Source organism: Streptomyces sp. CA-179760 (assembly GCF_050937045.1).
In the GTDB taxonomy this organism is placed as follows: domain Bacteria; phylum Actinomycetota; class Actinomycetes; order Streptomycetales; family Streptomycetaceae; genus Streptomyces.
The window spans coordinates 4,957,936-4,982,393 of the sequence record NZ_JBNJLZ010000001.1; the positions used below are offsets into that span (position 1 = coordinate 4,957,936).

At 71.3% G+C, this 24,458-nt stretch carries 25 protein-coding genes and 2 pseudogenes; 16 read left to right on the forward strand and 11 right to left on the reverse strand.

The features are described 5' to 3' along the window. Positions 1-59: 59 nt before the first annotated feature. The gene (locus tag ACQEV8_RS22370) at positions 60-212 is read right to left on the reverse strand and encodes a hypothetical protein (RefSeq protein WP_432962825.1); all 153 of its coding nucleotides are present in this window, start codon (positions 210-212) and stop codon (positions 60-62) included. Between the two features lie 128 nt (positions 213-340). On the opposite strand from ACQEV8_RS22370, the gene ACQEV8_RS22375 reads away from it, so the two are divergent. The 5 genes from ACQEV8_RS22375 (at position 341) to ACQEV8_RS22395 (ending at position 5,456) form a co-directional block, all read left to right on the forward strand. Then, complete coding sequence (locus tag ACQEV8_RS22375; RefSeq protein WP_432962827.1) at positions 341-1,684, forward strand: tetratricopeptide repeat protein; 1,344 nt, start codon at positions 341-343, stop codon at positions 1,682-1,684. A gap of 155 nt (positions 1,685-1,839) precedes the next feature. Beyond that, positions 1,840-2,490: a hypothetical protein gene (locus ACQEV8_RS22380; protein WP_432962829.1), complete on the forward strand. Its 651-nt coding sequence runs from the start codon at positions 1,840-1,842 to the stop codon at positions 2,488-2,490. 366 nt (positions 2,491-2,856) lie between these two features. Continuing rightward, the gene (locus tag ACQEV8_RS22385) at positions 2,857-3,852 is read left to right on the forward strand and encodes a permease (protein ID WP_432972899.1); all 996 of its coding nucleotides are present in this window, start codon (positions 2,857-2,859) and stop codon (positions 3,850-3,852) included. After that, positions 3,849-4,583, forward strand: a complete 735-nt coding sequence (locus ACQEV8_RS22390; protein ID WP_432972902.1) for a TIGR03943 family putative permease subunit — start codon at positions 3,849-3,851, stop codon at positions 4,581-4,583. Before ACQEV8_RS22385 ends, ACQEV8_RS22390 begins: the two co-directional genes overlap by 4 nt. 117 nt (positions 4,584-4,700) lie before the next feature. Next, positions 4,701-5,456, forward strand: a complete 756-nt coding sequence (locus tag ACQEV8_RS22395; RefSeq protein ID WP_432962831.1) for a GAF and ANTAR domain-containing protein — start codon at positions 4,701-4,703, stop codon at positions 5,454-5,456. Positions 5,457-5,485: 29 nt separating this feature from the next. On the opposite strand, the gene ACQEV8_RS22400 is transcribed toward ACQEV8_RS22395, so the two are convergent. Then, complete coding sequence (locus tag ACQEV8_RS22400; RefSeq protein WP_432962833.1) at positions 5,486-6,274, reverse strand: hypothetical protein; 789 nt, start codon at positions 6,272-6,274, stop codon at positions 5,486-5,488. A gap of 299 nt (positions 6,275-6,573) precedes the next feature. Between ACQEV8_RS22400 and thrS the strand changes: the two genes are divergently transcribed. Then, positions 6,574-7,917, forward strand: coding sequence for a threonine--tRNA ligase (gene thrS / locus ACQEV8_RS22405; protein WP_432962835.1), 1,344 nt, complete (start codon positions 6,574-6,576; stop codon positions 7,915-7,917). A gap of 7 nt (positions 7,918-7,924) precedes the next feature. On the opposite strand, the pseudogene ACQEV8_RS22410 reads toward thrS, so the two are convergent. Further along, positions 7,925-8,416, reverse strand: a pseudogene (locus tag ACQEV8_RS22410) (nucleotidyltransferase domain-containing protein); the annotation flags it as partial. A 32-nt stretch (positions 8,417-8,448) separates the two neighbouring features. Beyond that, positions 8,449-9,027 (reverse strand): pyridoxamine 5'-phosphate oxidase family protein, encoded by a 579-nt coding sequence (locus tag ACQEV8_RS22415; RefSeq protein ID WP_432962837.1) that lies wholly within the window; start codon positions 9,025-9,027, stop codon positions 8,449-8,451. 178 nt (positions 9,028-9,205) lie between these two features. On the opposite strand from ACQEV8_RS22415, the gene ACQEV8_RS22420 reads away from it, so the two are divergent. The 3 genes from ACQEV8_RS22420 to ACQEV8_RS22430 all read left to right on the forward strand — a co-directional run bounded on the left by ACQEV8_RS22420 (position 9,206) and on the right by ACQEV8_RS22430 (position 11,701). After that, positions 9,206-10,162, forward strand: a complete 957-nt coding sequence (locus ACQEV8_RS22420) for a nucleoside hydrolase (RefSeq protein ID WP_432962839.1) — start codon at positions 9,206-9,208, stop codon at positions 10,160-10,162. A gap of 80 nt (positions 10,163-10,242) precedes the next feature. Beyond that, entirely contained in the window at positions 10,243-10,740 is a 498-nt protein-coding gene (locus ACQEV8_RS22425) for a DUF2975 domain-containing protein (protein ID WP_432962841.1), read from the forward strand. 116 nt (positions 10,741-10,856) lie between these two features. After that, a protein-coding gene (locus ACQEV8_RS22430; RefSeq protein ID WP_432962843.1) for an IS5 family transposase occupies positions 10,857-11,701 on the forward strand; the annotation gives its coding sequence in 2 pieces (ribosomal slippage) (positions 10,857-11,196 and positions 11,196-11,701; 846 coding nt in all). Positions 11,702-11,883: 182 nt separating this feature from the next. On the opposite strand, the gene ACQEV8_RS22435 is transcribed toward ACQEV8_RS22430, so the two are convergent. After that, positions 11,884-12,492, reverse strand: a complete 609-nt coding sequence (locus tag ACQEV8_RS22435) for an ABATE domain-containing protein (RefSeq protein ID WP_432962845.1) — start codon at positions 12,490-12,492, stop codon at positions 11,884-11,886. Positions 12,493-12,585: 93 nt separating this feature from the next. Between ACQEV8_RS22435 and ACQEV8_RS22440 the strand changes: the two genes are divergently transcribed. Together ACQEV8_RS22440 and ACQEV8_RS22445 are read left to right on the forward strand one after the other, a co-directional pair. Then, the gene (locus ACQEV8_RS22440) at positions 12,586-13,377 is read left to right on the forward strand and encodes an MBL fold metallo-hydrolase (protein WP_432962847.1); all 792 of its coding nucleotides are present in this window, start codon (positions 12,586-12,588) and stop codon (positions 13,375-13,377) included. A 135-nt stretch (positions 13,378-13,512) separates the two neighbouring features. Next, positions 13,513-13,929 (forward strand): ester cyclase, encoded by a 417-nt coding sequence (locus ACQEV8_RS22445; protein ID WP_432962849.1) that lies wholly within the window; start codon positions 13,513-13,515, stop codon positions 13,927-13,929. A 259-nt stretch (positions 13,930-14,188) separates the two neighbouring features. Here ACQEV8_RS22445 and pglX read toward each other — a convergent pair whose 3' ends face one another. Then, positions 14,189-16,159 (reverse strand): BREX-2 system adenine-specific DNA-methyltransferase PglX, encoded by a 1,971-nt coding sequence (pglX, locus tag ACQEV8_RS22450; protein ID WP_432962851.1) that lies wholly within the window; start codon positions 16,157-16,159, stop codon positions 14,189-14,191. A 66-nt stretch (positions 16,160-16,225) separates the two neighbouring features. On the opposite strand from pglX, the gene ACQEV8_RS22455 reads away from it, so the two are divergent. Further along, positions 16,226-17,050, forward strand: a complete 825-nt coding sequence (locus tag ACQEV8_RS22455; protein ID WP_432962853.1) for an AAA family ATPase — start codon at positions 16,226-16,228, stop codon at positions 17,048-17,050. Positions 17,051-17,280: 230 nt separating this feature from the next. On the opposite strand, the gene ACQEV8_RS22460 is transcribed toward ACQEV8_RS22455, so the two are convergent. After that, positions 17,281-18,228: an LAETG motif-containing sortase-dependent surface protein gene (locus ACQEV8_RS22460; protein ID WP_432962855.1), complete on the reverse strand. Its 948-nt coding sequence runs from the start codon at positions 18,226-18,228 to the stop codon at positions 17,281-17,283. Between the two features lie 504 nt (positions 18,229-18,732). Between ACQEV8_RS22460 and ACQEV8_RS22465 the strand changes: the two are divergent. After that, a pseudogene (locus tag ACQEV8_RS22465) lies at positions 18,733-18,993 on the forward strand (DUF3459 domain-containing protein); the annotation flags it as partial. A 193-nt stretch (positions 18,994-19,186) separates the two neighbouring features. Further along, positions 19,187-19,918, forward strand: a complete 732-nt coding sequence (locus ACQEV8_RS22470; RefSeq protein WP_432962857.1) for a carboxypeptidase regulatory-like domain-containing protein — start codon at positions 19,187-19,189, stop codon at positions 19,916-19,918. 27 nt (positions 19,919-19,945) lie between these two features. Here ACQEV8_RS22470 and ACQEV8_RS22475 read toward each other — a convergent pair whose 3' ends face one another. Both ACQEV8_RS22475 and ACQEV8_RS22480 read right to left on the reverse strand, forming a co-directional pair. After that, positions 19,946-20,437: a hypothetical protein gene (locus tag ACQEV8_RS22475; protein WP_432962859.1), complete on the reverse strand. Its 492-nt coding sequence runs from the start codon at positions 20,435-20,437 to the stop codon at positions 19,946-19,948. A gap of 30 nt (positions 20,438-20,467) precedes the next feature. Further along, a complete protein-coding gene (locus tag ACQEV8_RS22480) occupies positions 20,468-20,842 on the reverse strand; it encodes a DUF6479 family protein (RefSeq protein ID WP_432962861.1) in 375 nt (124 codons plus the stop codon). Between the two features lie 127 nt (positions 20,843-20,969). Here ACQEV8_RS22480 and ACQEV8_RS22485 point away from each other — a divergent pair, with 127 nt between their 5' ends. Together ACQEV8_RS22485 and ACQEV8_RS22490 are read left to right on the forward strand one after the other, a co-directional pair. Continuing rightward, a complete protein-coding gene (locus ACQEV8_RS22485; protein WP_432962863.1) occupies positions 20,970-21,821 on the forward strand; it encodes a hypothetical protein in 852 nt (283 codons plus the stop codon). A gap of 138 nt (positions 21,822-21,959) precedes the next feature. Beyond that, positions 21,960-22,370: a DUF5994 family protein gene (locus ACQEV8_RS22490; RefSeq protein ID WP_432962865.1), complete on the forward strand. Its 411-nt coding sequence runs from the start codon at positions 21,960-21,962 to the stop codon at positions 22,368-22,370. Positions 22,371-22,401: 31 nt separating this feature from the next. On the opposite strand, the gene ACQEV8_RS22495 is transcribed toward ACQEV8_RS22490, so the two are convergent. Then, complete coding sequence (locus ACQEV8_RS22495; RefSeq protein WP_432962867.1) at positions 22,402-22,764, reverse strand: DUF1304 domain-containing protein; 363 nt, start codon at positions 22,762-22,764, stop codon at positions 22,402-22,404. 214 nt (positions 22,765-22,978) lie between these two features. Then, positions 22,979-24,376, reverse strand: a complete 1,398-nt coding sequence (locus ACQEV8_RS22500; protein ID WP_432962869.1) for a glycoside hydrolase family 43 protein — start codon at positions 24,374-24,376, stop codon at positions 22,979-22,981. Positions 24,377-24,458 lie beyond the last annotated feature (82 nt).

Consider the following 24,458-nt stretch of genomic DNA (forward strand, 5'->3'; position numbering starts at 1 on the left):
CAGACGTGGGCCGGGAAGCGGGACGGTGGCGCGAAAGTGCTGTGACAGCGGTGGGTCCGTCAGCGGGCGTCGGCGACGGCCCGCTGGTCCTGCCGGGGTTCGTCCGCTCTCGCCGGCCCCGCGTTCGCCGCCAGCAGCAGTGTCGCGACGGCGACGACGGCCGCGGTGAGGCCTCTGGTGTAGCGCTCGGCGGTGCGTGTGCGGCTCAGCACGGCGACCTCGCAACGGGGGCGGTGGCTACGGCGGCAGTGTGTTAAGCGTGTACGACAATTCGGCTTAACACTCCGTTTAACCTAGGGGCTGTTCCGGGGGAACGGCAAGAGGACCAGGGGGAGTTGGCGTGGGGGAGCGTGATGATCCGGGGACGATCGGACGCCGGGTGCAGCGGTTGCGTGTCGAACGCGGACTCACGCAGCGGCAATTGGCGGAACCCGTGTACACACCGGCCTATGTCTCCACCCTGGAGTCGGGCCGGGTGCGCCCCTCCGACGACGCCCTGCGGCATCTCTCCGAGCGGCTCGGCGTCACCTTCGACGAGCTCGCCACCGGGCGTTCGGCCAGGCTCGAGACCGAGCTGCGGCTGCGGCTGACCGAGGCGCAGCGCACCTTCGCCGTCGGCGAGGCCGAGGCGGCGGCTGAGCAGTACGCCGAGCTGCTCGGCGAGGCCGAGGCTCACGGACTGCTGGGGGAACAGGCCGCCGCGCTGCTCGGGCTCGGTGAGTGCGCGGTGGAGACGGGTGAGCTGGTGGCCGGGCGGCAGTACTTCGAGCGGGCCGAGGCCTGCCTCGCCGCGGCGCCGCTGCCCGCCCGGGTCCCGGCCCTGCGCGGCCGTGCCGTCGCGCACTATCTCGCCGGTGAGCTCCGGTACGCCGTCTACCTGCTGGAGTCCGCCCTCGACGAGCTGAACCGCGGCGGCCTGCACGACCCGGACGCCCTGCTGCTGCTCTACGCGAGCGTCATCGGGCCGTACATGGACATGGGCGCGCATGCCCGCGCCGCCCAGGCGGCCGAGTTCGCCCTTGCGCTCGCCCCGCAGTCCGGCGATCCGGCCCTGGTCGCCCGGATGCACCGGTCCGTCGCCCGCACCCTGGTCGCCGAGGGTCGTCTCGCCGAGGCCGACGCCTCACTGGCCAAGGCCGCCGAGCTGTACCGGGGCCTGCAGATACGCACCGAACTAGCCAACTGTCACTGGATGCGCGGCTACGTGTACGCCCAGGACGGGCAACTTGAGCGTGCGGAAGCCGAGTTGAGGGAGGCACTCGGCATGCTGACGGCCAGGCGCGCTGCCCTCTACAGCAGCCAGGTCGCCGTGGAACTGGCCGACGTACTGCACCGGCGCGGCGAGTCCGAGGAGGCCGCCGCCCTGCTGCACGGGGTCCTCGACGACCTCTCCCCCGAGCGCGGCGCCGTCCACTCCGCCGCCGCGCACCGCCTCCTCGGCATCATCGCCGAGGACGCCCGCCGCACCGAGGACGCGGAGGAGCACTACGTCCGCGCCCTGAGCCTGCTGGAGCGGGCGGGCGCGGCCGGCGATCTGGCCGACCTGTGCCGGCTGCTGGGCGATCTGCTGCGGCGCACCGGGCGGGTGGAGGCGGCCCTCGACGCCTACCGCACCGGGCTCGGACACCGTACGGCCCCCGGCACGACGACCCTCGGGCCCGCGCCCGCACAGCCTCCTCTGTGAGGAGGGTGGCCCGCTGTGAAGGCGGCTCGACTCCGCGGCATCGAGCAAGCGCTCCACTGCCTGTTCGCGTACCGCACCCCTACTCCGGCGGGTGCCCCACCCACAGATAGCTTTGCCTTGCTCGTGCTTTCCCCCCACCTCGTCAGGAGCTCAGAGTGATCCGCCCTGCCCGGCGCGCAACGGCCGTGCTCGTTGTGGCCGCCGCCTTGTTGCTGACCTCCTGTGGTTCGGGAGGAGGCGACGAGTCGCCCTCGGACAAGATCAAGGGTGCGGGTTCCGGCAATGGCTCGGCTCCGGCCAGCCCCACGGGTTCGGCATCGCCGAGTGGCACCGGCCGGCCCGAGATCAAGCTCTCCAAGGAGTTCGAGGCGAACTTCGAGAACTGGACCAACAGCGATCCCAAGCTCCAGGCGATCCTCAACGACGGTCGCGAGCAGTTGAGGGCGAAGTACGCTGCCGTCATCGAGGCGAATCCGGACTCCGAAGCGGTCGCCTTCTACAGCTCGGAAGCCACATTGGCGACCGCGCGCAAGTGGATCAAGCAGTTCGTCGACGACGGCGACAGCATCATCGGTGAGGTCAGGGTCTTCGACGCCCAGGTCAAGATCAACGACACGGGGTCGGGGGCGCTCTTCTACTGTGTCGATGAGCGCAGGGCGTCCACCAAGAACCGTGAGACCGCCAAGGTCGTCAAGACACCGGACAAGCCTGAGTCAGTACTGCAGTACCGCACCAGACTGGACAAGACGTCCGAGGGGGTATGGCAGACCACGTCGGTGACCGTGGTTCCCGGGGGATGCAGCTGATGCCCCTCGCAAGGAAGGCGGGCCTCCTCCTCGCCGCCTCGGCCTGCAGTCTTGTCCTTTCGTCCACGACGGCATACGCGATCGGCGAGGACGACTTCGAGCCGCCTTCTTCGAGTACATCCGCCGGAGCTTCCGGTGGCACGCTCACCGCCGCGGCCGGAACCACGAGCATCAAGGTCACCCAGGCCGGCGGCGGTGGCTCGGGCAAGTCGCCACGGGCGCTGGCTCCTAACGTCGTCGGCCGGCCCCTGTGTTTGCGCCCGGTGCACAGCCTCCTCTTCGGAGAACCACGGACCTCGCACAGCCGTGCGGGTTAGCCTCCCTCCCGGGATGTGAACGACGGGCGGGCGCGTGGAGAACCAACGGATGGTGGCCGACGGCATACGGCTGGGCCTGCGCGGGCTCGTGTACACCGTCCTCGGCGGTGCCGCGCTGGTCGCCATCGTGACGGTGGGGTCGGTGCTCGGGCCGCTGCTCGCGCTCGATCTCTACACGCCGCCGGTCGCGGCCTGGTGGACGGTGTTCACCGCGATCGCCGTCCAGGGCGTGCCCTTTCTGCTGCTCGGCACGGTGGTGTCGGCGGCGATCGGCGCGTTCGTGCCCGAGCGGGTCTTCACTCGTCTTCTGCCCCGCCGTACGGCTCTCGCCGTGCCGGTCGCGGGCGCGGCGGGGGTCGTCCTGCCCGGCTGCGAGTGCGCGTCCGTGCCGGTGGCGAGCAGTCTGATGCGGCGGGGTGTCGTCCCGGCGGCTGCCCTCGCGTTCCTGTTGTCGGCGCCCGCGATCAATCCCGTCGTGCTGGTGGCGACCTCGATCGCCTTCCCGGGACAGCCCGAGATGGTCCTCGGGCGGCTGATCGCCTCGCTCGCCACGGCCGTGGTGATGGGCTGGCTGTGGGCGCGGTTCGGGCGGGAGGAGTGGCTGCGGCCGCCGAAGCGGAGTGGCGGCGGTCCCGCACCGGGTGGCGGACCGCGCGCCTTCGTCTCCGGGCTGCAGCACGACTTCCTGCACGCGGGCGGATTCCTGGTGCTCGGGGCTGCTGCTGCGGCGACCTTCAACATCGTCGTGCCGAGGTCGCTGCTGGAGGTGTTCACGGGGTCGGTCTGGCTGTCCGTGCTGCTGCTCGCCGTACTGGCGGTCGTGCTGTGTGTGTGCAGTGAGGCCGACGCGTTCGTGGCGGCGTCGCTGAGCGGCTTCTCGCCCACCGCGCGGCTGGCGTTCATGGTGGTCGGGCCGATGGTCGACCTGAAGCTGATCGCCCTCCAGACGGGCACCTTCGGCCGGGCCTTCGCGCTGCGGTTCTCCTCCGCGACGTGGCTGGTGGCCGTGGTGAGCAGCGTGCTGGTGGGGTGGTGGCTGCTGTGAGGCGCTACGGACCGGCCGTCCTGCTCGCCCTCGTCGGCTCGGCGATCCTGCGGGTGTCCCTTTTCAGCGAGCTGTACCTGCGGTACGTCCAGGCGGGGTTGCGGCCCTGTCTGGTGGTGTCGGGGGTGGGGCTGGTGTTGCTGGGTGTGGTGGTGGGGGTGGTGGTGCGGACCTCGGGGGAGCATGACGAGCACGAGGAGGGGAACGACGGGCACACCCACGGCCCCGCCGGCCCCCGTGTCGCCTGGCTGCTCGCTCTCCCCGCCCTGGCCCTGCTGCTGTTCCCGCCGCCCGCCCTCGGCTCCTACAGCGCGGAGCGCGAGGCGGCCCAGCGGGCGGCCCAGGGCGTCGGCGCCTTCCCCGCGCCGCCGTCCGGGAACCCCCTCGACCTCACCCTCGGAGAGTTCGGCTCCCGGGCGGTCTACGACAGCAGCCGCTCACTGAAGGGACGTACGCTCCGGCTCACCGGCTTCGTCACCCGCGACGACGACGGCACCTGGTACGTCACCCGCCTCCTCGTCTCCTGCTGCGCCGCCGACGCCACGACCGCCAAGGCCGAGGTGCGCGGCGCCGGCGCCCCGCCCGTGGACACCTGGGTCACGGTCACCGGCACCTGGCACCCCAGGGGTGAGCTGGGCTCGGACTCCGCATGGCCGCCGGTCCTCGACGTCATCTCCGAACGCTCCGTACGGCGGGTGCCGCAGCCGGACAATCCGTACGAGAAGCGCTGAGCGGTGGGTTTCACCCCATCTGTGACGGGTAGTCGAGGCACGATTCCGGGAGGTCTCCGGAGCACGCGGGTGTCGGCCGTCAGACGTCCGGGGTGATCGAAGGAGGAGGCGGTTGCCGTGCCGTCCAGGGACGACCCCGGTGGCGCACCCGGTGGTGACCTGGACCCGGACGGGATCCGGGCCGCGGATGTGATCGCCAAGGGCGTGCGGGGTGCCGAGCCCGGTGAGGTTCCGGGGCGGTTGTGCGAGGTCGCGGTCGAGCTGCTGCCGGTGGCCGGCGCGAGCGTGTCGCTGCGCAGCGACGGCATGCCCGTACAACTCAGCGCGAGCAACGCGCGGGCCGCGCACCTGGCGCAGCTCCAGGCGACGCTGGGCGACGGACCCTGCCAGAGCGCGGTGGAGGCGGGCGCGCCCGTGCTCGCCTGCGACCTGGCGACGGGCCGTGACGCCGGACGCTGGCCGGTCTTCGCCCAGGAGGCGACGGCGGCCGGGGTGCGCGCGGTGTACGCGGTGCCGCTGGGCAGCGACGCGGCGTACGTGGGCACCCTCGATCTGTACCGCGACAGCCCGGGCGGACTCTCCGCCCGCGAACTGCACGTGGCCCGGCTCGTGGCCGGTGTCATGACGGTGGCCCTGACGGCCCTGGCGCGCGGGGACGAGCCCGAGCGGCGGGACGGGCAGGCCTGGCTGAACGGGCTGGCCGCGGACCACGACGAGGTCCACCAGGCCGTCGGCATGATCATGGCGCAGCTCGGCGTCGGCGCCGACGACGCGCTCGCGCGACTGCGGGCGGACGCCTTCGCGCGCGGGTGCACGGCCCTCGACGTGGCACGTGACGTGCTCGCCCACCGCACGCGCTTCGAACGGGACTGACAGGACCAGCGCAGGACCAGTGGCGGTGGTCAGATCTGCACCCGGCCCTGCTTCCTGAGATCCGTCAGCCGCTGTACCCCGAGCTGCACGGTCTGCTGCGTGACCTCCGCGTGCACCTCGTCGAGACCGGCGTTGGTGACGGTGACGGCCTCCTCGCCGACTCGCGCGGCGGCGAGGTCCATGGTGAGGTACGTCAGCTCCCCCTCCTCCGTCTCGCCGGCCAGCGTCACCCGCAGGGCCTGGCGCGCGTTCCCCACCGGGGGCAGCGGCATCCTGGTGACCTCCACGGTCTGGACGCCGCCGCGCGTGGTCGCGGCCATGAACTGCCCGCACGTGCCCGGCAGCGACTTCATCCAGTCGAGGGCGCGGTCGACGTCCGCCGGGCGGTGGGCGGCGACCTGGTAGCGCAACTGGGCGTCGGTGTCGGCGTCGTCGAGCGCGGACACCGCGTGCGGGCCCGTCGGGGGGCCGAAGAGGTCCTCGGCGTAGAGGGCGTCGAGCAGCCGCTGGCAGTCCCGCTTCTCCGTGGTCGCCTTGAGCAGCCCGTCCCGCCAGGTCCTGGCACCTCGCGTCGGGCCCCACGGCTCGCCGAGATCGGCCTCGGTGATCAGCGCGGCCCGGGCCTGGGCCTCGGTGAGCGCGGCCCCGGACCCGGCGGGCTGCTCACCGGCGGGCGATACGGCCGTGGCGGGGGCGGAGGCGTTGAACCACCTCGGCCGCGGCTCGTTGTCGAGGGAACACCCGGCCGTTGTCAGCAGTCCGGTCACGGACAGCGCGGAGACGAGGAGGACACGGGCGGTGCCCGGAGAGTGCGTCATCGGGGGGTGCCTCCTGCGCGGGGCTCATGGAGGCGCCTTCTGGCGGGCGGGCTCTCCGGGATCGTGTCTGTGCTCTACGGCTACGGCACCACCGCGACGAGCGGCACACCAGCGCGACGGGCTGTTCGGGTGAGGACGGCCCGGGGCGGACGTGGGCGCGGACGTGGGCGCCGACGCGGAAAATCCGTCGCCCGGGCGCCGGCGCCCCTGTTACCGTCACGCCCATGCAGCGCGCCAAGCCGTTCCCGTCTCTCACGACGACGCCGGAGAGTGTCCCGGCGCGCTGACAGCTGACCCAGATGTCCGAAGCCCCGGGGCGAGTGCCCCGGGCTTCGTCGCGCGGTGCTCGTCTCGGATCGCCTCAGATCCAGAAGGAGACCGCCATGCACGACCACCGCCGCCTCGGCCGCGAACTGAACCTCTTCGACACCGACCCGCTGATGGGCGCCGGGCTGCCGTACTGGCTGCCCGACGGGGCGATCGTGCGGCACACCCTGGAGGAGTACATCCGGGACGCGGAGCGGCGGGCCGGCTACCGGCACGTGTACTCGCCCGCCCTCGGCAAACGCGAGCTGTACGAGATCTCCGGGCACTGGGACCACTACGGCGACGACATGTTCCCGCCGATGGACCTGGGCGCGGAACAGGTCCTGCTGCGCCCCAGCCTCTGCCCCCACCACGCCCTCATCTACCGCTCCCGCCCCCACAGCTACCGTGAACTCCCCCTTCGCATGGCCGAGTTGGGCGGCATGTACCGCTCGGAGCTGTCCGGCGTCCTCGGCGGACTGACCCGGGTCCGGGCCATCACCCTCAACGACGCGCACATCTTCTGCACCCTGGAGCAGGCCGTCGAGGAGGCGCGGGCCGCGCTGGAGCTGATCGGCCGCGCCTACGAGGACTTGGGCATCCGTGCGTCCCGCCACCGTCTCTCGCTGCCCGGCGAGGGCGGCAAGTACGTGGCCGACCCGGACCTGTGGCGGCGGGCCACCGCCCTGCTCCGGGAGGTCCTGGACGGCTCCGGCATCCCCTACGAGGCCGCCGAGGGCGAAGCGGCGTTCTACGGCCCCAAGATCGACGTGCAGATCACCGACCCGGCCGGCCGTGAGACCACCCTGTCCACCGTCCAGATCGACTTCCACCAGCCCGAACGCTTCGACCTGCACTACATCGGCGCGGACGGGGCGAAGCATCGCCCGGTGATGGTGCACCGCAGCATCATCGGCAGCGTGGAGCGTGCGGTGGCGCACCTCCTGGAGACCCACGGTGGCGCGTTCCCGGCGTGGCTGGCGCCGGTGCAGCTGGTCGTGCTGCCGGTCGCGGAGGACCAGGCGGACCACGCCCACGCCCTCGCCTGCCGGGCCCGCGAACTGGGCCTGCGCGCCGAGGTGGCGGGCCCGGAGCAGGGCACCCTCGGCGCCCGGATCCGGGCGGCCCGGCTGGTCCCGTACCAGGCGGTGATCGGCGTGCGGGAGGCCGCGGCGGACCTCGCGTCCCCGCGTCTGCGGGACGGCCACCAGCCTCCCGCCCTCCCCACCGCCGACCTGCTGCGGCGGATCGCCGACCGGGTGGCGTCCCGGGGCACCGGCCTGTGGGAGGACCGCCCGGCGGACGGCGTCAGCGAGGGCCGTCCAGCAGGCCGCTGATCCGCTGGGCGGCCATGAGCGTCCAGTTGGCCAGCTCGTCGGTGAGCTGCCGGGCGGTGGCCGTGGGCTCGGGCGGACGGAAGTTGGCCAGCTGCCGGGCCGCCCGTGTCAGCCGCCCGGTGCGGTCGAGCAGGACGGCGTCGTCGGGGCGCGGAAGGTGCACCATCCCCTGCCAGGTGGGGACTTCGTCGATGCCGGATCCGGCCGCCGAGAGGTGGAACTCACCACGCATCAGGTCGTCGAACACGACGGCGAGGATGCCGTGCATGTTGGTGTACGCGAGCTCGAGCGGGGCGAGTTGTTCCAGGAAGGCGGTGCCGTCGAAGTGGGCGAGGTGCTCGTCCTTGATGTAGAGATACGCCTCGATGTCGGAGTGCGCGTCCGCCTCGCCCGTCGTCCAGGAGCCGTAGAGCAGTACGCCCTCCAGGCGGGTGTCGGCGTGCGCGAGCTGCCGCAGGCGGGCGATGCGATCGTCCAGGGCGGGAGATGCGGAGACCATGGCGGCGATCGTAGGCGGGGCGCTTCAGGACTTCAGCTCGTTTTCCCGGGGTCGCCGAACGACCAGCGGGTGTGGGAGTAGACCCCGTTGTCCCGCCCGAAGCCGTACGCGGTGTCCGGGGACACCGCGTACACGACGTCCTCGCCGCTGCGGAACGCGTCGTCGATGCCGTGGAAGGTGCCCTCGGGGGAGGTGATGTGCGGCCCGTACTGCTCCTCGAACGCCGCGATGACCTCCTCCAGCAGCGCCGGGTCGGTGACCGGCCGGGCCCTGCCCTCGACCACGAGGTCGAAGCCCTCGGTGAGGGAGTTCGCCCCCGTGGTCAGCGCGCAGTGCGCGTCCCGCGCGAGGTTCTTCGCCTTCTGCTCCTGCCGGCCGGTGGAGAAGTACAGCGTCCCGTCGTGCCAGGCGGCGATGACGGGCGTGACGTGCAGCCTGCCGTCGGGCCGGACCGTGGACACCCAGAAGATCTCGGCGGCCCCCAGCCGCCGCTGCGCCTCGTCCCACCCGGTGGCGGTGACGCCCGAGGCGCCCGGGCGGGGGGTGAGCGCGGAGCTGTAACGGTGGTCGAGCTCGGTGGTGGGCTGCTGCGCGGGACCTGGTGCCGGCATGGCGTCTCTCCTGTCGTCGTTTGCTGTCTCTGCTGTCTCTGCTGCTTCGGTTGTCGTATTCCCTGCGGTCTCCCTATGTCCTTCCCGTGTGCGCCCCGGCGTCGGTTCGCCCGTTCGAGGGGCGCGTAGGGTCGCTGCTACGGAGCCCAGCCCGGGACCAGTGGAAGGAGCCCTCGCCGTGACGGACGGTCAGCCCATCCCGGTGATCATCGACTGTGACACCGGTGTCGACGACGCCCTCGCCCTGCTGTTCGCCGTACGGCACCCGGCGCTCGACGTGCGCGCGATCACCTGCGTGGCCGGGAACACGGACGTGGACGGCGTCGTCCGCAACACGCTGACCGTGCTGGAGGTGGCCGGTGCCGGGGACATCCCCGTGGCCCGGGGCGCCGAGCGGCCGCTGATCGAGCCCGTGCGGACCGCGCGGCATGTGCACGGGCAGGACGGCATGGGGGACCTGGGGCTGCCCGCGCCGACCCGGGTGCCGGTCGACGTGGACGCGGTGACGCTGCTGCGCCGCGAGATCCTCGCCTCGCCGAGGCCGGTCACGCTCATCCCCACCGCGCCCCTGACGAACATCGCGCTGCTGCTGCGGACACACCCCGAGGTGACCCGCAACATCGAGCGCATCGTGTTCATGGGTGGCGCGGTGGCGACCGGGAACGCCACGCCGGTCGCGGAGTTCAACGTGTGGCACGACCCGGAGGCCGCGGCGGTGCTGCTCACGGCGGGGGTGCCGATCACGATGTACGGCCTGGACGTCTTCAAGCGGGTCCTGGTGCCGGCGGGGGAGGTGCAGCGGCTGCGGTCGAGCGCGGAACCGACTCTGCGGCTGGCCGGCGAGCTGCTCGCCCACCGCGACCCGGCGACCTCCGGCGACCCCACGCCGATGGGCGGTCTCGGCGACGCGGGCGCGATCTGCGCGGTCGTCGACCCCAAGGGCATCACCACCGAGGCCCTGCCCGTCGAGGTCGTCCTCGCCCCCGGCCCCGCCCGCGGCCAGACGATCGTCGACCGCCGTCCGCGCCCCGGCGAGTCCGAGATCCACGAGGGCACGCGCGAACAGCCCCTGGTGGACGTGGCGTTGGATGTGGACGTGGAGCGGTACGTCAACCTGTACCTGGAGACGCTTTGACTTGCTCCTCGGGCTGAAGCAGGGCGCACCGAGCTACGAAATCGATTGACTTTCGATCGATACCGATCGAGGATCGATATATGAATGGCTTCCTCATCGCCGCGCTCCGGGCCGGCATCGCCTTCGCCGTCCTGGTCGGGTTCTTCGGGCAGTTCGTGGTCATACCGACGACGGCGGCCGACGAGGTCGACCGTTTCCCGCCCTACGCGCCGTTCGCCACGCCCTATTCGGCCGTGGCGATCGTGGGGGTCGTCTGCGTGCAGGTCGCGCTCGTCGCCGTGTGGATGCTGCTGACGATGGTGCAACGGGACGCGATCTTCACGCCCCGGGCCTTCCGGTGGGTCGACGTCATCATCGCCGCCTCGGCCGTGGCGACCGCCCTGGCCCTCGGGGTCGCCGGGCATCTGGCCGTCGCCGAGATCCCCTCCCCGGACGACGGCATGGACGTCGAGAGCGCCCTGGTCGCCGCGACGGCGGGCGTCGCCGTGGGGGCGGCGTTCGCGATGCTGATGGCCGTCATGCGGAGTCTGCTGCGCAAGGCGACCAGTCTGCAGAGCGAGATGGCAGAGGTCGTCTGACGCGGGCCCCCTGCCGCGGGCTTGGAGGGGTGAGTGCGAGGACTCCTAACTGATCGTTTCAGAATGAGTTTGGCTGCGGTCTTGCGTCCGACGATCTTGGTCGGCAGGGTGTCCGGGTGCGTGCTGATCTTGTTCCTGACGACCTGTGGGAGCGGGTGGCTCCGGTGCTGCCGCCCGCCCCCGAACGGCGCCGCCGGTATCCCGGACGACTGCGTGTTCCCGACCGTGTGGCGCTCGCCGGAATTCTGTTCGTGCTCCGCACCGGTGTCGCGTGGCGCGATGTCCCGGCCGAGACGGTGGGCTGCTCAGGGGTGACGGCCTGGCGTCGACTGCGAGACTGGACCGAGGCTGGCGTCTGGGCACGCCTGCACGCCGTTCTGCTGACCGAACTCCGCCGCGCGGACTCGCTAGACCTGGACGACTGCGCCGTGGACGGCTCTCATGTCCGGGGGCTCAAAGGGGGGATCACGTCGGCCCCTCGCCCGTCGATCGCGCCCGCCCGGGCTCGAAGCACCACCTGATCGTCGACCGGCACGGAACCCCGCTCGCCGTCACGCTCACCGGCGGCAACCGGCACGACGTTACCCAGCTCCTGCCGCTGCTGGACGCCATTCCGTCGATCCGGGGATTGCGCGGACGTCCCCGCCGTAAGCCACGGCGTCTGTACGCTGACCGGGGCTACGACTTCAACAAGTACCGCCGTCTGCTGTGGAAACGCGGCATCAAACCGCTGATCGCCCGACGCGGCGTCGCCCACGGTTCCGGACTGGGCAAGGTGCGCTGGGTCGTCGAGCGCACCTTCGCCTGGCTGCACCAGTTCAAACGACTCCGCACCCGCTACGAACGACGCGCCGATCTCCACCAGGGTCTGCTCGACCTGGGCTGCAGCCTTATATGTCTGCGTCGGCTCCAGCAGGCGGCCAAGCGCGCCAGTAGCGGAGACGGGCCCCGGCCCCGTTGATAGCACGATGCAGTCCTTGAAGTGGCGCTCCTGGATCTGCTCGACGGGCTCGCCGCCCGTGCGGCGGCGGAGTCAAAGTAGTGATCAAGTGCCCGGCTGCCGGTTGGCGACCGGAAGAAGCCTGCTGAAGGCGTTTCGCGTGGCCATTGGGCGGTCCACAGGAGGGCCCTGGGGGTGGCGCGTCAGTCCGAGGTGCCGCTGCGCCGGGCGTAGGCGCGGGCGGCACGGACACGGTCGCCGCAGCGGGTGGAGCACCAGTGGCGCCGGCCGTGAGTGCGCAGGAGGAACCGGTCGCAGGGGGCTGATCCGCAGGCGGCGAGGATGCCGGCGTCGGGGCCGGTGAGCAGGTCGGCGGCGTCGGCGGCGAGGGTCGCCAGTGCGTGGTTGACGGCCTGGTCGGTGGGGTGCGCCTGGACGCGGCGCAGCCCTTGGGCCCCGTCCCAGGCGAGGAGGGGGGCGGTGGGTACGGCTGTGAGCGCCTCGTTGACCGCGCGTAGGGATTCCTCGGGTGGGGTGGTGGTGTCGATGCGTGCAGTGAACAGGGCGCGGATGTGTCCGCGCAGGGTGCGCATCCGCTCTGCGCACACCTCGTACAGCTGCACGTCCGGAGTGGTCAGGTCGTGTGCGGCGAGCCAGCGCATGGCCGACTCGGGCGCCGCGAGCAGGTCGTAGCTCTGGCCGGCGGGCAGGGTGGCGGCGGTGTCGGCGAAGTCCAGGGAACGGTACCGGTCGGCACCCGGGGCCGGGGGCAGAGCGGTCGATGCCACGTCGGTGGCCAGGGTGTCGTCCATGCCTCTCATGGTAGCGCTTGCGTTTTTCCGTGACACCTGCCTAGCCTGGTGTCACGTTAACCGCATGTTTTTTTCGTGAGAAACGGAGATGTGATGTCCCAGCTCGACGCCAACCAGTTCCCGGTCCGCACGTTCGGCGGTCCGACCGCCCTGTTCGAGTACGGCGGCCTGCGCTTCCTGACCGACCCGACCTTCGACGGCCCCGGCGACTACCCCGCGCCCGGTGGCCCGACCCTGGTCAAGACGGCGCCCTCCGCCGCTACGCCCGCCGACGTCGGCCCCGTCGATGTGGTCCTGCTCTCCCACGACGAGCACGCCGACAACCTCGACACCTCCGGCCGCGCCCTGCTCGCCGACGTCCCCCTCACCCTCACCACCCCCGGCGGCGGCGAGCGCCTCGGGGAGAAGGCCAAGGGCCTGGCCGACTGGGAGACGGTCGAACTGGAGCGTCCGGGAGGCGGCACCATCACGGTGACCGGGGTCCCTGCCATCCACGGCCCCGGCGCGCGTGAGGAGGTCGAGCCCTTCGCCGGCCAGGTCGTCGGCTTCGTCCTGACGGGCGAGGGCCTGCCGACGGTCTACGTCAGCGGCGACAACGCCTCGCTCGACGCGGTCAGGGAGATCGCCGAACGCTTCGCCCCGATCGACACCGCCCTGCTGTTCGCTGGCGCCCCCCGCTTCCCCATGGTCTTCGACGGCAACCTGATCGTCCTGAACAGTGCGCAGGCGGCCGAGGCCACCCGGATTCTTGACGCCCGCCGTGTCGTCCCGGTCCACCACGACAGCTGGTCCCACTTCACCGAGGGCCGCGACGAGCTGGAGGCAGCCTTCGCCGCCGCGGGCCTGACCGACCGCCTGGACCAGGACTGGGCGCAGCGCGCCTGAGCCTGGACCGGCCACTCAAGGAACCGAGAGCTCGTGCCGGGGGCGGGGCCGACAGCAAACCGAGTCCCGACCCCGGCACGCCCCTTCGCGGCGTCCCCTGCGCCGTGCCAGAACCACGGAGAAGGACCCGATCACATGTCCACCGGAATCAACGCCGACCTCGTGCGCCGCTTCTACCAGGCACTTCAGCAGGGCGACTACGACACGCTCACCGGCATGTTCCACCCGGACTTCGTCTTCTACCCCCAGATCGACAGCCCTCGGCCCGGCGCCGCAGGGTTCATCGACGCGGAGAAGAAGCACGTCGACGCCTTTTCCGGCATCCGCCTGACGGTCCTCGACACCGTCGCCGAAGGCGACAAGGTCGGCGCCTACGTCGTGGTCGAAGGAGACCAGGGCGGCGACTACTACGGCATCCCCCCACGCGGAGCGCACGTACGCTTTTCCATGTTCAACCTGTTCACGTTCAAGGACGGGAAGATCACCGAGAAGCGGGCCCACTACAACCTGGCCGACATCAAGGACCAGCTCACTGCTGGCTCCGCCGCCTGACGACACCCGCTTCACAGGGGCCACGCCCTGCACCCCTCCACCGACTGCGCGTGCCTGGAGCGAAACGCTCCGACTGCCGACACCTGGAACGTCACCTTCTGGCTGATGCCGCATCACCCTGCGGGCTGCGCGGGCCGGGTACCGCCCTGGCCGTAACGAGCACCAGGACAGCGCTACATGTCCGTTCGCCGCAGATATACGAGACGGGGCCGAGATCGCGTCGCGCAACTCTCTGACCAGGCGTCTCATTCTGAAACAATCAGTAAGCGTCCTTACGGGGCCTGCCCCGTCTCGGGGCGGGTGGACGCCAGGAGTCCACGTCTTCGGCCGACAGGCCGAGGCGGGTGACGTGTTCGTCGTAAACGCGCTTGAGGTTCTCTCCGTTCCGCGTCGGGCTCGCGCCGGATGCGTCGCCGAGGGCCGGTGTCCAGGGCAGAAGCTCCGCGAGCGCCTTGAGCAAGGGCAGGGCTGACTCCGGTCGCTGTGCATGGGCGTGGGAATCGGCTTCGAGGAGGTCGCGTATTACCGAAGCCCGCTCACCGGTGGACCAGCCCGCCCAGCCGATCGGAGTGGTGGGTGACAGGGGTGAGGTGGAAGACGCGAACGAGACGAACCGTTCGTTCGGGACGTCGTACTTGCCGCGGTGCCGCCAGTAGGACGGCTTGAGGAAGTCCCCGGATGTATAGCGCGGCAGGACCGAGTCCGTACGGCGTACGTCGATGACCGACTCCTGGTCGTCTTCTTTGCGTTGGGCTTCCCATACCTCTTCCCAGGCCCTCCGCTTGGCCATGCCCGACGCCTTGTACCGGAGAGGCCCAGCCTGTGGCACGTGTTCGTCGGCGAGCAGGTCGAGGAGCACGTCAGATGCCCCGGCAGCGGGAGCGTACAGCCCTGCCAGCGTGACGAAGTCCTCGTTTTCACACAGCAGTTCGGCCAGATGGCGGACCGTCCGGGCGACAGGCCGGCTTCCTTCCGGGGAAGACTCGTACCACAAGTGAGACGCTTCGCAGTGATCGAGCAGGCGCTGCCGGAGCATGGGGCCGATCCTGGATTCCCAGGGCTCGACCGCCCAGCGGCGCTTGTATTCGGGCTGCTCCAGCAACCTCAGTGAAGCGTTCTGCTCGATGGCGTGCACCCGGCGTCGCACCAGTTCTCTGTACGCCTGAGGCCAGTGCCGAGGAAGATCAGTCACAGGCGTCGCCGAGTGGTTGGTGAACCACTGCGTCTCCACGTCTCCCGCTGCAGCCCGCCGGGCGAGCACGATCTCGAAGGCCCGCTCCCCCATTGCGAGGTCGGGTACGTCCTTGATCGGGCTGCTCAGCTCCCCGTCGTCGGGGATCAGGCCGTAGAGGGCGTACACCTGCCAGTCGAGTTCCTCCTGGAGGGCGATCATTCGTGATCTGAGGGATGTCCATCGGTGCCGGGCGGACTCGAGGAGCCGACCGGTGATCTGGGTCTCCGGGGCCGAGATCTCCCGCAGGACGTCCTGCGACATGGTCGCCAGAGAGTCCAGTTCTTCGGCCCTCGCGACGGGGAGCGCGGCGGGAAGGGGCAGGTCGAGCAGCCTGGTCGAGGTGAACTCGTAGATTTTCGCCCACGCTTCACCACCTGCTTCCGCGCCTCGCAGCTGGTCGACACGCGACTGGCCCTTGCTCTGGCTCATCTGCTTGAGCCAGAAACTCACGGCAGAGCTGTTGAGGATGCCGAGGAGCCCGAAATGGGACTCCGCGGAGTCGCTCGTCGACAGCTTGATCACCGGTGCCGAATTGAGGGGGACGGCGGAACCCCGGAGCAGGCTGAAATGAGGGTGGGTCGCCACCCAGGGAAAGACCAGGGACCACGGATGCGCGCCCCCGGTGGACGCGATGTGGTGCCAGTCGTACCAGGGTGAGGTCTTCTTCGCGCCCTTCCGCTCCCGCAGAAGGGTCCGAAACGGCCACAGCCGTCGGTGGTGGCCGGGAACGCTTCCGAGGCCGATGCCGGATTCGAAGGGGTGGGGCGTGCGAGGCAAGAACGCCATGAGTGCCGGGGACGTGGACCAGTCCCGCACCTCGGAACCGGTGAGCACCGGCACGGTGGCGGACTCCTCGGCGCGCTGGCGCTCAAAGGAACGGGCAGTGGCACAGAAGAGGTCGTCCGAGCCGGTGTTGGCGGCGTATCCGATGCGCACGACACGGTCGCCGAGCCGCTCTCCGCTCTCCATACGACTCAGCACGTCGCGGGCTGCCAACGGCGTGAGGCTCCAGGGGAACACACTCAGCTGCTCGTGGTCCTGCAGATAGGACTCCGCCCGAGTATGGGTGACTTCGACGACTGGGTGTGTCGCACCGTGCTGGCGCCGTTCAGTCCGCTCTTTCGGGAGGCTCGGTATCTGCTTGCCGAGGAGGCGGACATCCGTGACACCGCGCTGTACCACTCGGTACTCGCGGCCGTGGCGCAGGGCAACGCGACGCGAGGAGGCATCGCCGGTTACATCGGCCGCAAGTCTGTCGACATCTCGCATCCGCTCAACGTCTTGGAGGACAGCCACCTGCTGGTGCGGGAGGCGGACGTCTTCCGGGCGGGCAAGTCGCAGTACCGCATCACCGAGCCGCTGATCACCTTCTACGAGGCCATCATGCGTCCGGCCTGGGCCCGCCTCGAGGGCGGTCAGGCCGCAGAGGTCTGGGCGCGGTCGACGGAGCGCTTCGCCGCGCAGGTGGCCGGTCCGCATTTTGAGGCGCTGTGCCGGGAGTACGTGCTTGGGCCGGGCCGCTCGCTGCTCGACACGTCAATGGGCGAGGTCGGATGCGGCGTGGTGACCGACTCGACGCAGCGTCGGCAGATCCAGATCGATGTAGCCGTGGTGGAGTCGGGCTCCGGTGGAGGCAGGTCGGCGGTCGCGCTGCTCGGCGAGGCGAAGTGGGGGACCGTCATGGGAACGAACCATCTGGAACGTCTGGAGCGGGCAAGGGAACTTCTTGCCGGCCGGGGGATGGACACGACGCGCTGCGGGCTGGCGTGTTTCAGCGCTGCCGGCTTCAGCGATGCCCTGCGCCGTGAGGCCGAGCGGGGCGGTGTCCTGTTGATCGGCCTCGACGAGCTCTACGGCCGCACGATGCCGACGGCTGTTCTGCCCTAGAAGGTGGCCCTGGGCGTGCTGTCCGGGCACGGCCGCGCTGCACGAGGAGTGTCATGCGCCGAGGTGGCGCCGGTCGTCCGACGGCTCAGGTTGAACCCGCCCTGCCGCAGGCTTGGAGGGGTGACGGCAGGGCGGGGGTACGGGGCGGTCCGGCTCAGGGGCGGGGCCCTGCCCTGCCGTGGTCCCGGGTGGGGTGACGGCAGGGCGGGGCCTCACGGGAGCCGTCCGGATCAGGCGCCGGAGGCGTTGCGCTTGGCCGTGCGGCGGCGGGTGACGATCATCATGGCCGCGCCGCCCGCCAGCAGGGCTGCCGCGCCGAAGGCGATCGGGCCGGTACTGCTGTTGGCGCCGGTCTCGGCGAGGTCGCCGCCGCCGCCGTTGGGCTTGGGGGCGGTGGGCGTCGACTCGGAGGCGGACGGGGTGGGCGTGTCCGTGTCGGAGGACGGCGGGGTCGAGGGCTCCGCGGGCTCGGACGGGGAGGCCGGGGGCGTCGACTGCTCGGTCGGCGGCTCCGAGGGGCCGGCGGGCGGGCTGGACGGGGGCGGAGTCTGAGACGGCGGAGGCGTCTTCGTGCAGTCCTCCGAGCCGCCGTTCCAGGCCGCGATCAGCTTGTCCTTGATGACCGGGCGGTCCGGGCCCTTGGGCAGCTCGCCGTGCTCGAAGCCGTCCTTCGCGTCCAGCTCGCCGTCGAACTTCACCGCGCCCCGGTAGAGGTCGATCTGCCCGAAGCAGCCCTTGTCCGGGATGGCGATGTCGAGCGAGTCGGTGGCCCCCGCCTTGACCGTCACGGTGTCGAAGTCGACGAACACCTGCTCGCCCGACGTCCCGAAGGTCGCGCCGTGGGCGAGGTAGGAGGCGAGGGAGGCCGTGCAGGTGGCCGCGTCACCGGCGGCGCGGACCTTGATGTGGACCTTGCCGTCCTCGGTCGGCTTCAGGTTCTGGTCGTCGACCTTCACCGAGTCGTGGAAGTTCGTGCCGTCGAGCGAGAACTGGCAGCGGTCGGTGCCGGTCTCCGTCCCCGCGCCCGTCCCGGGCTTGTAGCTGCCGCCGGACGACCAGCCGTCGCCGCCGGGCGTACCGTGCGCGAACGCGGTGGTGGCGGAGGCGGCGCAGAGGGCGAGGGCCGCGGCGCCCGCCCCCAGCAGGCGTCGCGCGGTGACACGTCTCGCTATGGACATGCGATCCCATTTCTTGGCGGGTGCCGGAACCGGGGGACGGCAGCAGGGCAGCACGCGGCGGCCGGCCGTACCGGGGTGAGTGGTCTGAGAAAACACTGGGCTCATTGGTCACATGCGCCACAGTGCGACCTCATCGTGGCGGCGCCGCAGCACGCTGTCAACCTGCGGCTATGCAAAGGAAGTTACCCCTCCATCACACTTTCATCACAGCGGGAACGGGTCCCTCCGGCCGCCTGGGCCATACCTTCCCGATGGTTCCTCTTTCCGGCATTCTGGACAGATTCAATGCTGTCGCCCGTCTGCGCACGCCCGGATGCCCCGCGAAGGAGACCGCGTGACCGATCGCTCCGCTCTCGACCTGTCGTCCCGGGATCCCGACTGGTGGCGGCAGGCCGTCGTCTACCAGGTCTATCCCCGCAGCTTCGCCGACGCCGACGGTGACGGACTCGGTGATCTGCGTGGCGTCACCCGCCGCCTCGGTCACCTCGCCGCCCTGGGCGTGGGGACGGGGTGGAGGGGTCCACCCGGGAGCTGTACCGCACGGCCCTCAGGCTGCGCCGCAAGCTCCTCGCCGGAGAGGAGCTGACCTGGGCGCCGGACGCGGTCGACGGTGTGCTCGGGTTCGACCGCGGCGAGGGCTGGCGGTGTGTGACGAACCTGTCCGGTGCGGCGGTGGCGCTGCCGGCCGGTGAGGTGTTGTTGAGCAGTGCGCCGCTGGAGGACGGGCGGGTCGGGCCGGACACGACGGTGTGGCTTGGACGCTGAGCGCTCCGCTGGGTGGAGCGGGTGTGGGTCGTGGTTCGTCTGCGGCCGCGTCGTGGCTGGTTGCGCAGTTCCCCGCGCCCCTTTGGGGTGTGGGGCCACCCGTGTGGGGGAGCAGTGTGTGCCGCCTGGGGGAAAGCTCGCGAGGATCGGTGGCGGAGGGCCGTCTACGTCCGTACAGGGAGTGCCGCCCGCGATGAACAGGTACAGCAGGACAGCAGCCGTGGCGGGGGTTGTGGTCGTGGGGGTGCTCGTGGGGCCGGGGGCGTCCGCGGTCGCCGAGGGGGGCGGGCTGTGGGGTGCGGCGGTCATCGCGCCCGGGCGGGAGGGCATCGTCGAGGTCGCCGGGTACCTGGGGTCGGCGCCGGGTGCGGGGGCCACGCTGACGCTGACCGCGCCTCGGGGGGCCCGGGTGACGGGCACGCCGCTCGACGCGTCCGGCTTCCGGGGCTCGGTCGCCGCCGACGGCCGCAGCGGGAGGTACACCGTCACGGGCGCCGCGGCGGGGCAGGCCTGGCGGGGCCGTACGTTCCCCTTCGTGCTGGCGGTGCCCGCGGGCGCCGTGCCCGGCACGCGGCTGCGGGACTGCGCCCTGCGGATCACCGACGCGCGCGGCGCACGGCGGGCCGCCGGCCGGTGTGCCGTCACCGTGGGCCTGGCCGGGCCGACGCTGACCCGCCCGCTGTCCGGCGTGCCGCTGCACGCCACGCCGGAGATCGCCGGCCAGGCACACCCGGGCGCCCAGGTCACCGTCCGTGACAAGGACGACCGCGAGGCCTGCGCGACCACCGCCGCCCGTGACGGCACCTGGGCCTGCACCCCGGCCCCGGCCCTTCCGGCGGGCGCCAACCGTCTCCAGGCGGTCGCCACCCTGAACGGGGTCAGCGCCATGAGCGAGCAGATCGACATCGCGGTGACGGAGGGGTGACAGAGGGGTGGCGGAGTCCGGCGCGGGTCAGTAGCGCACCGCCCGGGCCACCTCGGCCCGGACGTCGCCGGACACGTCGTGCGTGCCGCGGGCGGTGGCCGTGGCGGAGTGGCCCGCCTGCACATTGCTCACCGTGACGATGACCGTGTCGATCAGCTGTTTCTCGGCGTCGGTGAAGTTGACCTGGACGGCGAAGGACCGGGCCGCGTCGTCGGTGTTGTCGACGGTGACCTCGGTCCGGGCCCGGCCGTCGGAGCCGACGGTGGGCGGACCGACCTTCACGTCGCCCTTGACGTCGATGCCGTCCTGGATGTCGTCGAGCCGGCGTCCGGCCTCCGCCGTGGCCGACTCCACCGCCTCGGAGGCCCCCGAGGCGATCGACCCGACCGCCGACTCCGCCTTGCTCGCGGTGTCCGAGGGGTTGTCGTAGCCGCCGTTGCAGCCGGTGAGCACGGCGGCCAGGGCGAGCGTCAGCGCCGCCCCGCCCGTCGCCCAGCGTGTCCCGTGGCGGGCAGCCATGGAGCCTCCCGAAGGGCCTCGTCTACGGCGTCACGTGCGTCCGAGGCCGCCGCCGCCGAATGATCCGCTGGATCCGGGCGACCAACGGCGCGGTTTCTGGTCCTTGCCCGTCCTGGTGCTCGCGTGGTGGAGCTCATGGGGCAGGATCCGCTTGCCGTCGGGCGTCATGATCGGCACGTCGTCGGGCTCCCGCCGCTCGCGCATCTCGTGGACCGGCCCGCCGTCCGGGACGTGTGGCTGTTCCTCCGGGCCGGGGTGATGGGTGTCCTTGTCCATGACCCGCATCCCGACCCGTACGCCCCAGATCAGCGCGCAGGCCACGATCAGCCCGCAGACGAAGGCGATGGCCACGGCGATCGCGTGATCCGGCGACGCCGCCAGCAGTTCATTCGTGGCCGTGTTCATACTCCGAGTATCGCCGACGGATTGCCATAAAGCGCCCGGAATGTCCGTCGGCGGAATCTGGGCAACCTCTGGCGCGCCGGTGACGACCTCACGGTGATACCCCGTCCCCCACACGAGGGAGATCACCATGCGCAGACATCTCGCGCGACTGATCACCGTGCTCGCCGTACTGGCGGCGGTCTTCGCGACGCCCGGCATGGCGAACGGCAAGGCGCAGGCCGCCGACGAGTGGAACCCGCCCGCGAACCTCGTCCAGCCCCTGAACGAGGTCTGGCGCCACGTCGAGACGACCTACCCGAACCTGTACGGCTTCCGGAACTACGGCTGGGACCAGGTCATGGCCAACCGGGGAAGCGTCAACTACTGCGTCCGCTGGGAGTCCGACGCCCCGGTCAGCGCCGCCCTGCGCGACCGGATCCACGCGGCGCTGAAGAAGCAGTTCGGCAAGTGGATGACGGCCATGACCGAGAACGGCAAGGGGCACAACGCCTGGCCGTACACCAATGTCCCGGTCAACATCGTCGGCTGGGCCGTGAAGAACCGCTCCACGCTCCAGTGGACCGACAACTCCGTCGACATCTACACCGGCAATCTCGACGGCGGCGGTGCCCCGCAGTGCGCCCCCGACTGCGGCCGCTTCTTCCACCAGGACGGCAACTACTCGAAGTGTCCGGGCGGCGCCGCCCGCCACTACGACCAGTCCCTGTGGCTGACCAAGGGCTTCGGCGGCGGCGCGGGCGGCGACTGGGGCCAGCGCATGGGCCAGGAGTACTTCACCGGTGCCCTCAACCAGGAGAACATCCACATCTACCTGCACGAGGTCGGCCACACCTTCGGCCTCGACGACTTCTACGACTGGTCGCCGACCGGCCAGTGCTGCTTCCTGATGAAGGCGGGCAGCGCCACGCAGATCACCGAGTTCGACAAGTGGATGGCGCGTGACTTCTGGCGCCATCTGAAGAACCGCTACGGCCTCTGACCGGAACCCGGCGGGCGGTGCGGGCGGCCCGGGCCCCCGCACCGCCCTGCGGCGTACGGTGGAGAGACCGGGGGTATGCCGCAACCGGTGGCCGAACCGGTCTCCCGGCCATGTCCCCCGTTCGCAGCAGGAGCCCCGATGACGTCCGCCTCCTCGTCCCCGCCGCTCCCCGCACCGCGGGAAGTCCGGCTACGGCTCGCCGAGCAGACGCGCTACGGCCGTACGGCCCGCCGTATCGACGGGGCGTGGTGGCCCCGCTCGTACGACCTCGCGGAGGAGCTGTCCGGGCTGCTGGGCGTGCTGCCGCGCGCCTGGGGGCGCATCAGCAGTGTCCTGGTCAACGGGGACACCTGGCCCAACTGCCCGGAGCAGATGGTCATCGCCGGGCAGACGGTGCACGTCGGTCACACCGACTCGCCCACCGCCCCCCACACGGTCTGCCTGATCGCGCCCGGCCGAGGCCGCTACGACCTGTTGGTGGTGCCGCCCGCGACGGCCCGGGCGGAGGCGGACCTGCTCATGGAGCGGGCCGCCACGCAGGGCGCGTGAGGCCGGGGCGCGTGACGCCCGGCCCCGCCGCTCAGTGCGCCAGCAGTACCAGGGCGAGGGCGATCAGCGCCGGGACGGTCTGCACGAAGAGGATCTTCCGGCTGGCGGTGGCCGCGCCGTAGACCCCCGCGACCGCCACGCACACCAGGAAGAACACCGAGACCTGGAAGCCCACCGTGCCGGACGCCAGCGCGCCCCACAGCAGTCCGGCCGCGAGGAAGCCGTTGTAGAGGCCCTGGTTGGCGGCCAGGGCCTTCGTCTCCGCCGCGAACTCGGCGGTGGTGCCGAAGGCGGCGCGGGCCCGTGGAGTGGTCCACAGGAACATCTCCAGCACCAGGATGTAGGCGTGGAGGGCGGCGAGAGCCAGCACCGCGAGGGTGGCGAGGGTCGACATGCACGCATCATCCCAGGCGCGATCCGGAGTCCTCACCCCGCCGTCCTCCCCCTGCCCCTCGCCCCGCCGTCCTCGTTCGGGCCTCCCCGGGAGGCGGTGGGCGGTGCCGGGTGGCAGATTTCGGGCAGTGGAAGGCCGGTCCGGGCCGTCGCGTCCCCGCGTGTGCCGCTCGGGAGCCCGGGCCGGCCTTCCCGCCCTCCCGCGCGGCTGGACGTCAGTAGCCGACGCGGAACGTCGCGTCCGCCCGGTCCGTCGCGGTGGAGACGGGGTCGACGCGCAGGGCGTAGCCGGAGTGGCGGAGGTAGCGCGTCGGGTTGTTGTGCGAGCGGAACGACGTCCAGCCGGCGTCCGCGAGCCCGGCGACCTTGTGGAACGTGGCGTCCCCGGCGAACACCGAGGTGCCGTCGTTGACGTCGAGCCGCAGCGCGTAGTCGTAGTGCCGCAGATACCGGTCCGGGTGGTTGACCGACTGGAAGGACACCCCCGACGCATCGGCGAGGCCGGGGACGAGCTTCCACTGGGAGTCGGTGTACGGGTCGAAGGGATAGGGGTCGATCCGGCCCGCGAAACCGGCATGGCGAACGTAGCGGTCCGGGTGGTTGTAGGACTTCAGCCGGTTCCAGGCCGGAGCCCCCCAGTGCGCGAGGAGGTTGTCGTACTGCGTGCCCGTGAGCGGCGCGATGCTGCCGTGTTTGGAGTTCAGCGGCTGGGTGTAGCGGCGCTGGTCGACCGGCGTCCAGGTGCCCGAGGCCAGGTCGGTGGTCTGCCAGACGTAGAAGACGCCGTTGGGCGTGTAGGTGTCGCCCCAGAGGTACCAGGTGCCCGTCGACTGCGACCGCGTCAGGATCGGCGCCTCGGTGCCGCCGTGGGCCACCGGCGTGCTGAAGACCTGCCAGCTGCCCGGGGCGAGGGTCGCGGACCGGGCGCCGACCAGGGTCTGCTTCGAACTGTCCTTGAAGTACATGTAGTTGGTGCCGCCGACGCCGAGGGCGAAGCTGCCGTCGATCACGTCGTAGCCCGGGTCGAAGAAGACCTGGGGCGCGGACACCGTACGGAAGTCGGTCGTGTGGTTGACCATCAGCACGTTGTGGCCGCTCGCGTTGACCGACGAGTAGACGATCCCGTACTGCCCGCGCGAGGCGTCCCAGAAGGCCTCCGGGGCCCAGCTGTGCGTGGTCATGTCGTGCAGCTTCAGCAGGCGGTAGCCGGACAGGGAGCGCAGGTCGGCGGAGTCCCAGACGTGGATGTACTGGCTGTTGCGGCTCCAGTCGGTGCCCTTGAGGTCGGTGGCCAGTACGACGAACGTGCCGTCCTGCTTGCGCAGCACGAACGGGTCGCGCAGGCCGCCGGCGCCCTGGGTGGGCGTTACCACCGGCCTGTTCTGGTTCAGCGGCGTCCACTCCAGGCCGTCGACACTGACGGCCAGATGCAGGCCGTAGTCGGTGCCGAGTCCGTTCGGGGACTCGGTGAAGGAGGCCATCACGTACGCGGGTCCGGTCGCCGCGCGGGCCCCACCGGCGCCCAGGGCCAGATCGGTGGTCAGGGCGAGCGGCAGGGTGGCGGCCATGCCGAGGACATGGCGGCGGGAGGGACTGCGGGGGGTGGTGGTCATGGGGCTCGGCCTTCCGTCGGGGGGTACGGAGTGCAGCGGGTGCGGCGCGTTCGGGTGCGTCAGCGCGGCAGCGCGTCAGCGC

Excerpts from the sequence above, each read along its gene's own strand:
- ACQEV8_RS22385 (WP_432972899.1), top strand. The coding sequence starts at position 2,857 with ATGGTGGCCGACGGCATACGGCTGGGCCTGCGCGGGCTCGTGTACACC.
- ACQEV8_RS22495 (WP_432962867.1), bottom strand. The coding sequence starts at position 22,764 with ATGTCGACCCTCGCCACCCTCGCGGTGCTGGCTCTCGCCGCCCTCCAC.
- ACQEV8_RS22485 (WP_432962863.1), top strand. The coding sequence starts at position 20,970 with ATGCGCAGACATCTCGCGCGACTGATCACCGTGCTCGCCGTACTGGCG.
- ACQEV8_RS22435 (WP_432962845.1), bottom strand. The coding sequence starts at position 12,492 with ATGGACGACACCCTGGCCACCGACGTGGCATCGACCGCTCTGCCCCCG.
- ACQEV8_RS22445 (WP_432962849.1), top strand. The coding sequence starts at position 13,513 with ATGTCCACCGGAATCAACGCCGACCTCGTGCGCCGCTTCTACCAGGCA.
- thrS (WP_432962835.1), top strand. The coding sequence starts at position 6,574 with ATGTCCGAAGCCCCGGGGCGAGTGCCCCGGGCTTCGTCGCGCGGTGCT.
- ACQEV8_RS22500 (WP_432962869.1), bottom strand. The coding sequence starts at position 24,376 with ATGACCACCACCCCCCGCAGTCCCTCCCGCCGCCATGTCCTCGGCATG.
- ACQEV8_RS22460 (WP_432962855.1), bottom strand. The coding sequence starts at position 18,228 with ATGTCCATAGCGAGACGTGTCACCGCGCGACGCCTGCTGGGGGCGGGC.
- ACQEV8_RS22475 (WP_432962859.1), bottom strand. The coding sequence starts at position 20,437 with ATGGCTGCCCGCCACGGGACACGCTGGGCGACGGGCGGGGCGGCGCTG.
- ACQEV8_RS22480 (WP_432962861.1), bottom strand. The coding sequence starts at position 20,842 with ATGAACACGGCCACGAATGAACTGCTGGCGGCGTCGCCGGATCACGCG.
- ACQEV8_RS22400 (WP_432962833.1), bottom strand. The coding sequence starts at position 6,274 with ATGACGCACTCTCCGGGCACCGCCCGTGTCCTCCTCGTCTCCGCGCTG.
- ACQEV8_RS22455 (WP_432962853.1), top strand. The coding sequence starts at position 16,226 with ATGGGTGACTTCGACGACTGGGTGTGTCGCACCGTGCTGGCGCCGTTC.
- ACQEV8_RS22425 (WP_432962841.1), top strand. The coding sequence starts at position 10,243 with ATGAATGGCTTCCTCATCGCCGCGCTCCGGGCCGGCATCGCCTTCGCC.
- ACQEV8_RS22470 (WP_432962857.1), top strand. The coding sequence starts at position 19,187 with ATGAACAGGTACAGCAGGACAGCAGCCGTGGCGGGGGTTGTGGTCGTG.
- ACQEV8_RS22415 (WP_432962837.1), bottom strand. The coding sequence starts at position 9,027 with ATGCCGGCACCAGGTCCCGCGCAGCAGCCCACCACCGAGCTCGACCAC.
- ACQEV8_RS22440 (WP_432962847.1), top strand. The coding sequence starts at position 12,586 with ATGTCCCAGCTCGACGCCAACCAGTTCCCGGTCCGCACGTTCGGCGGT.
- ACQEV8_RS22490 (WP_432962865.1), top strand. The coding sequence starts at position 21,960 with ATGACGTCCGCCTCCTCGTCCCCGCCGCTCCCCGCACCGCGGGAAGTC.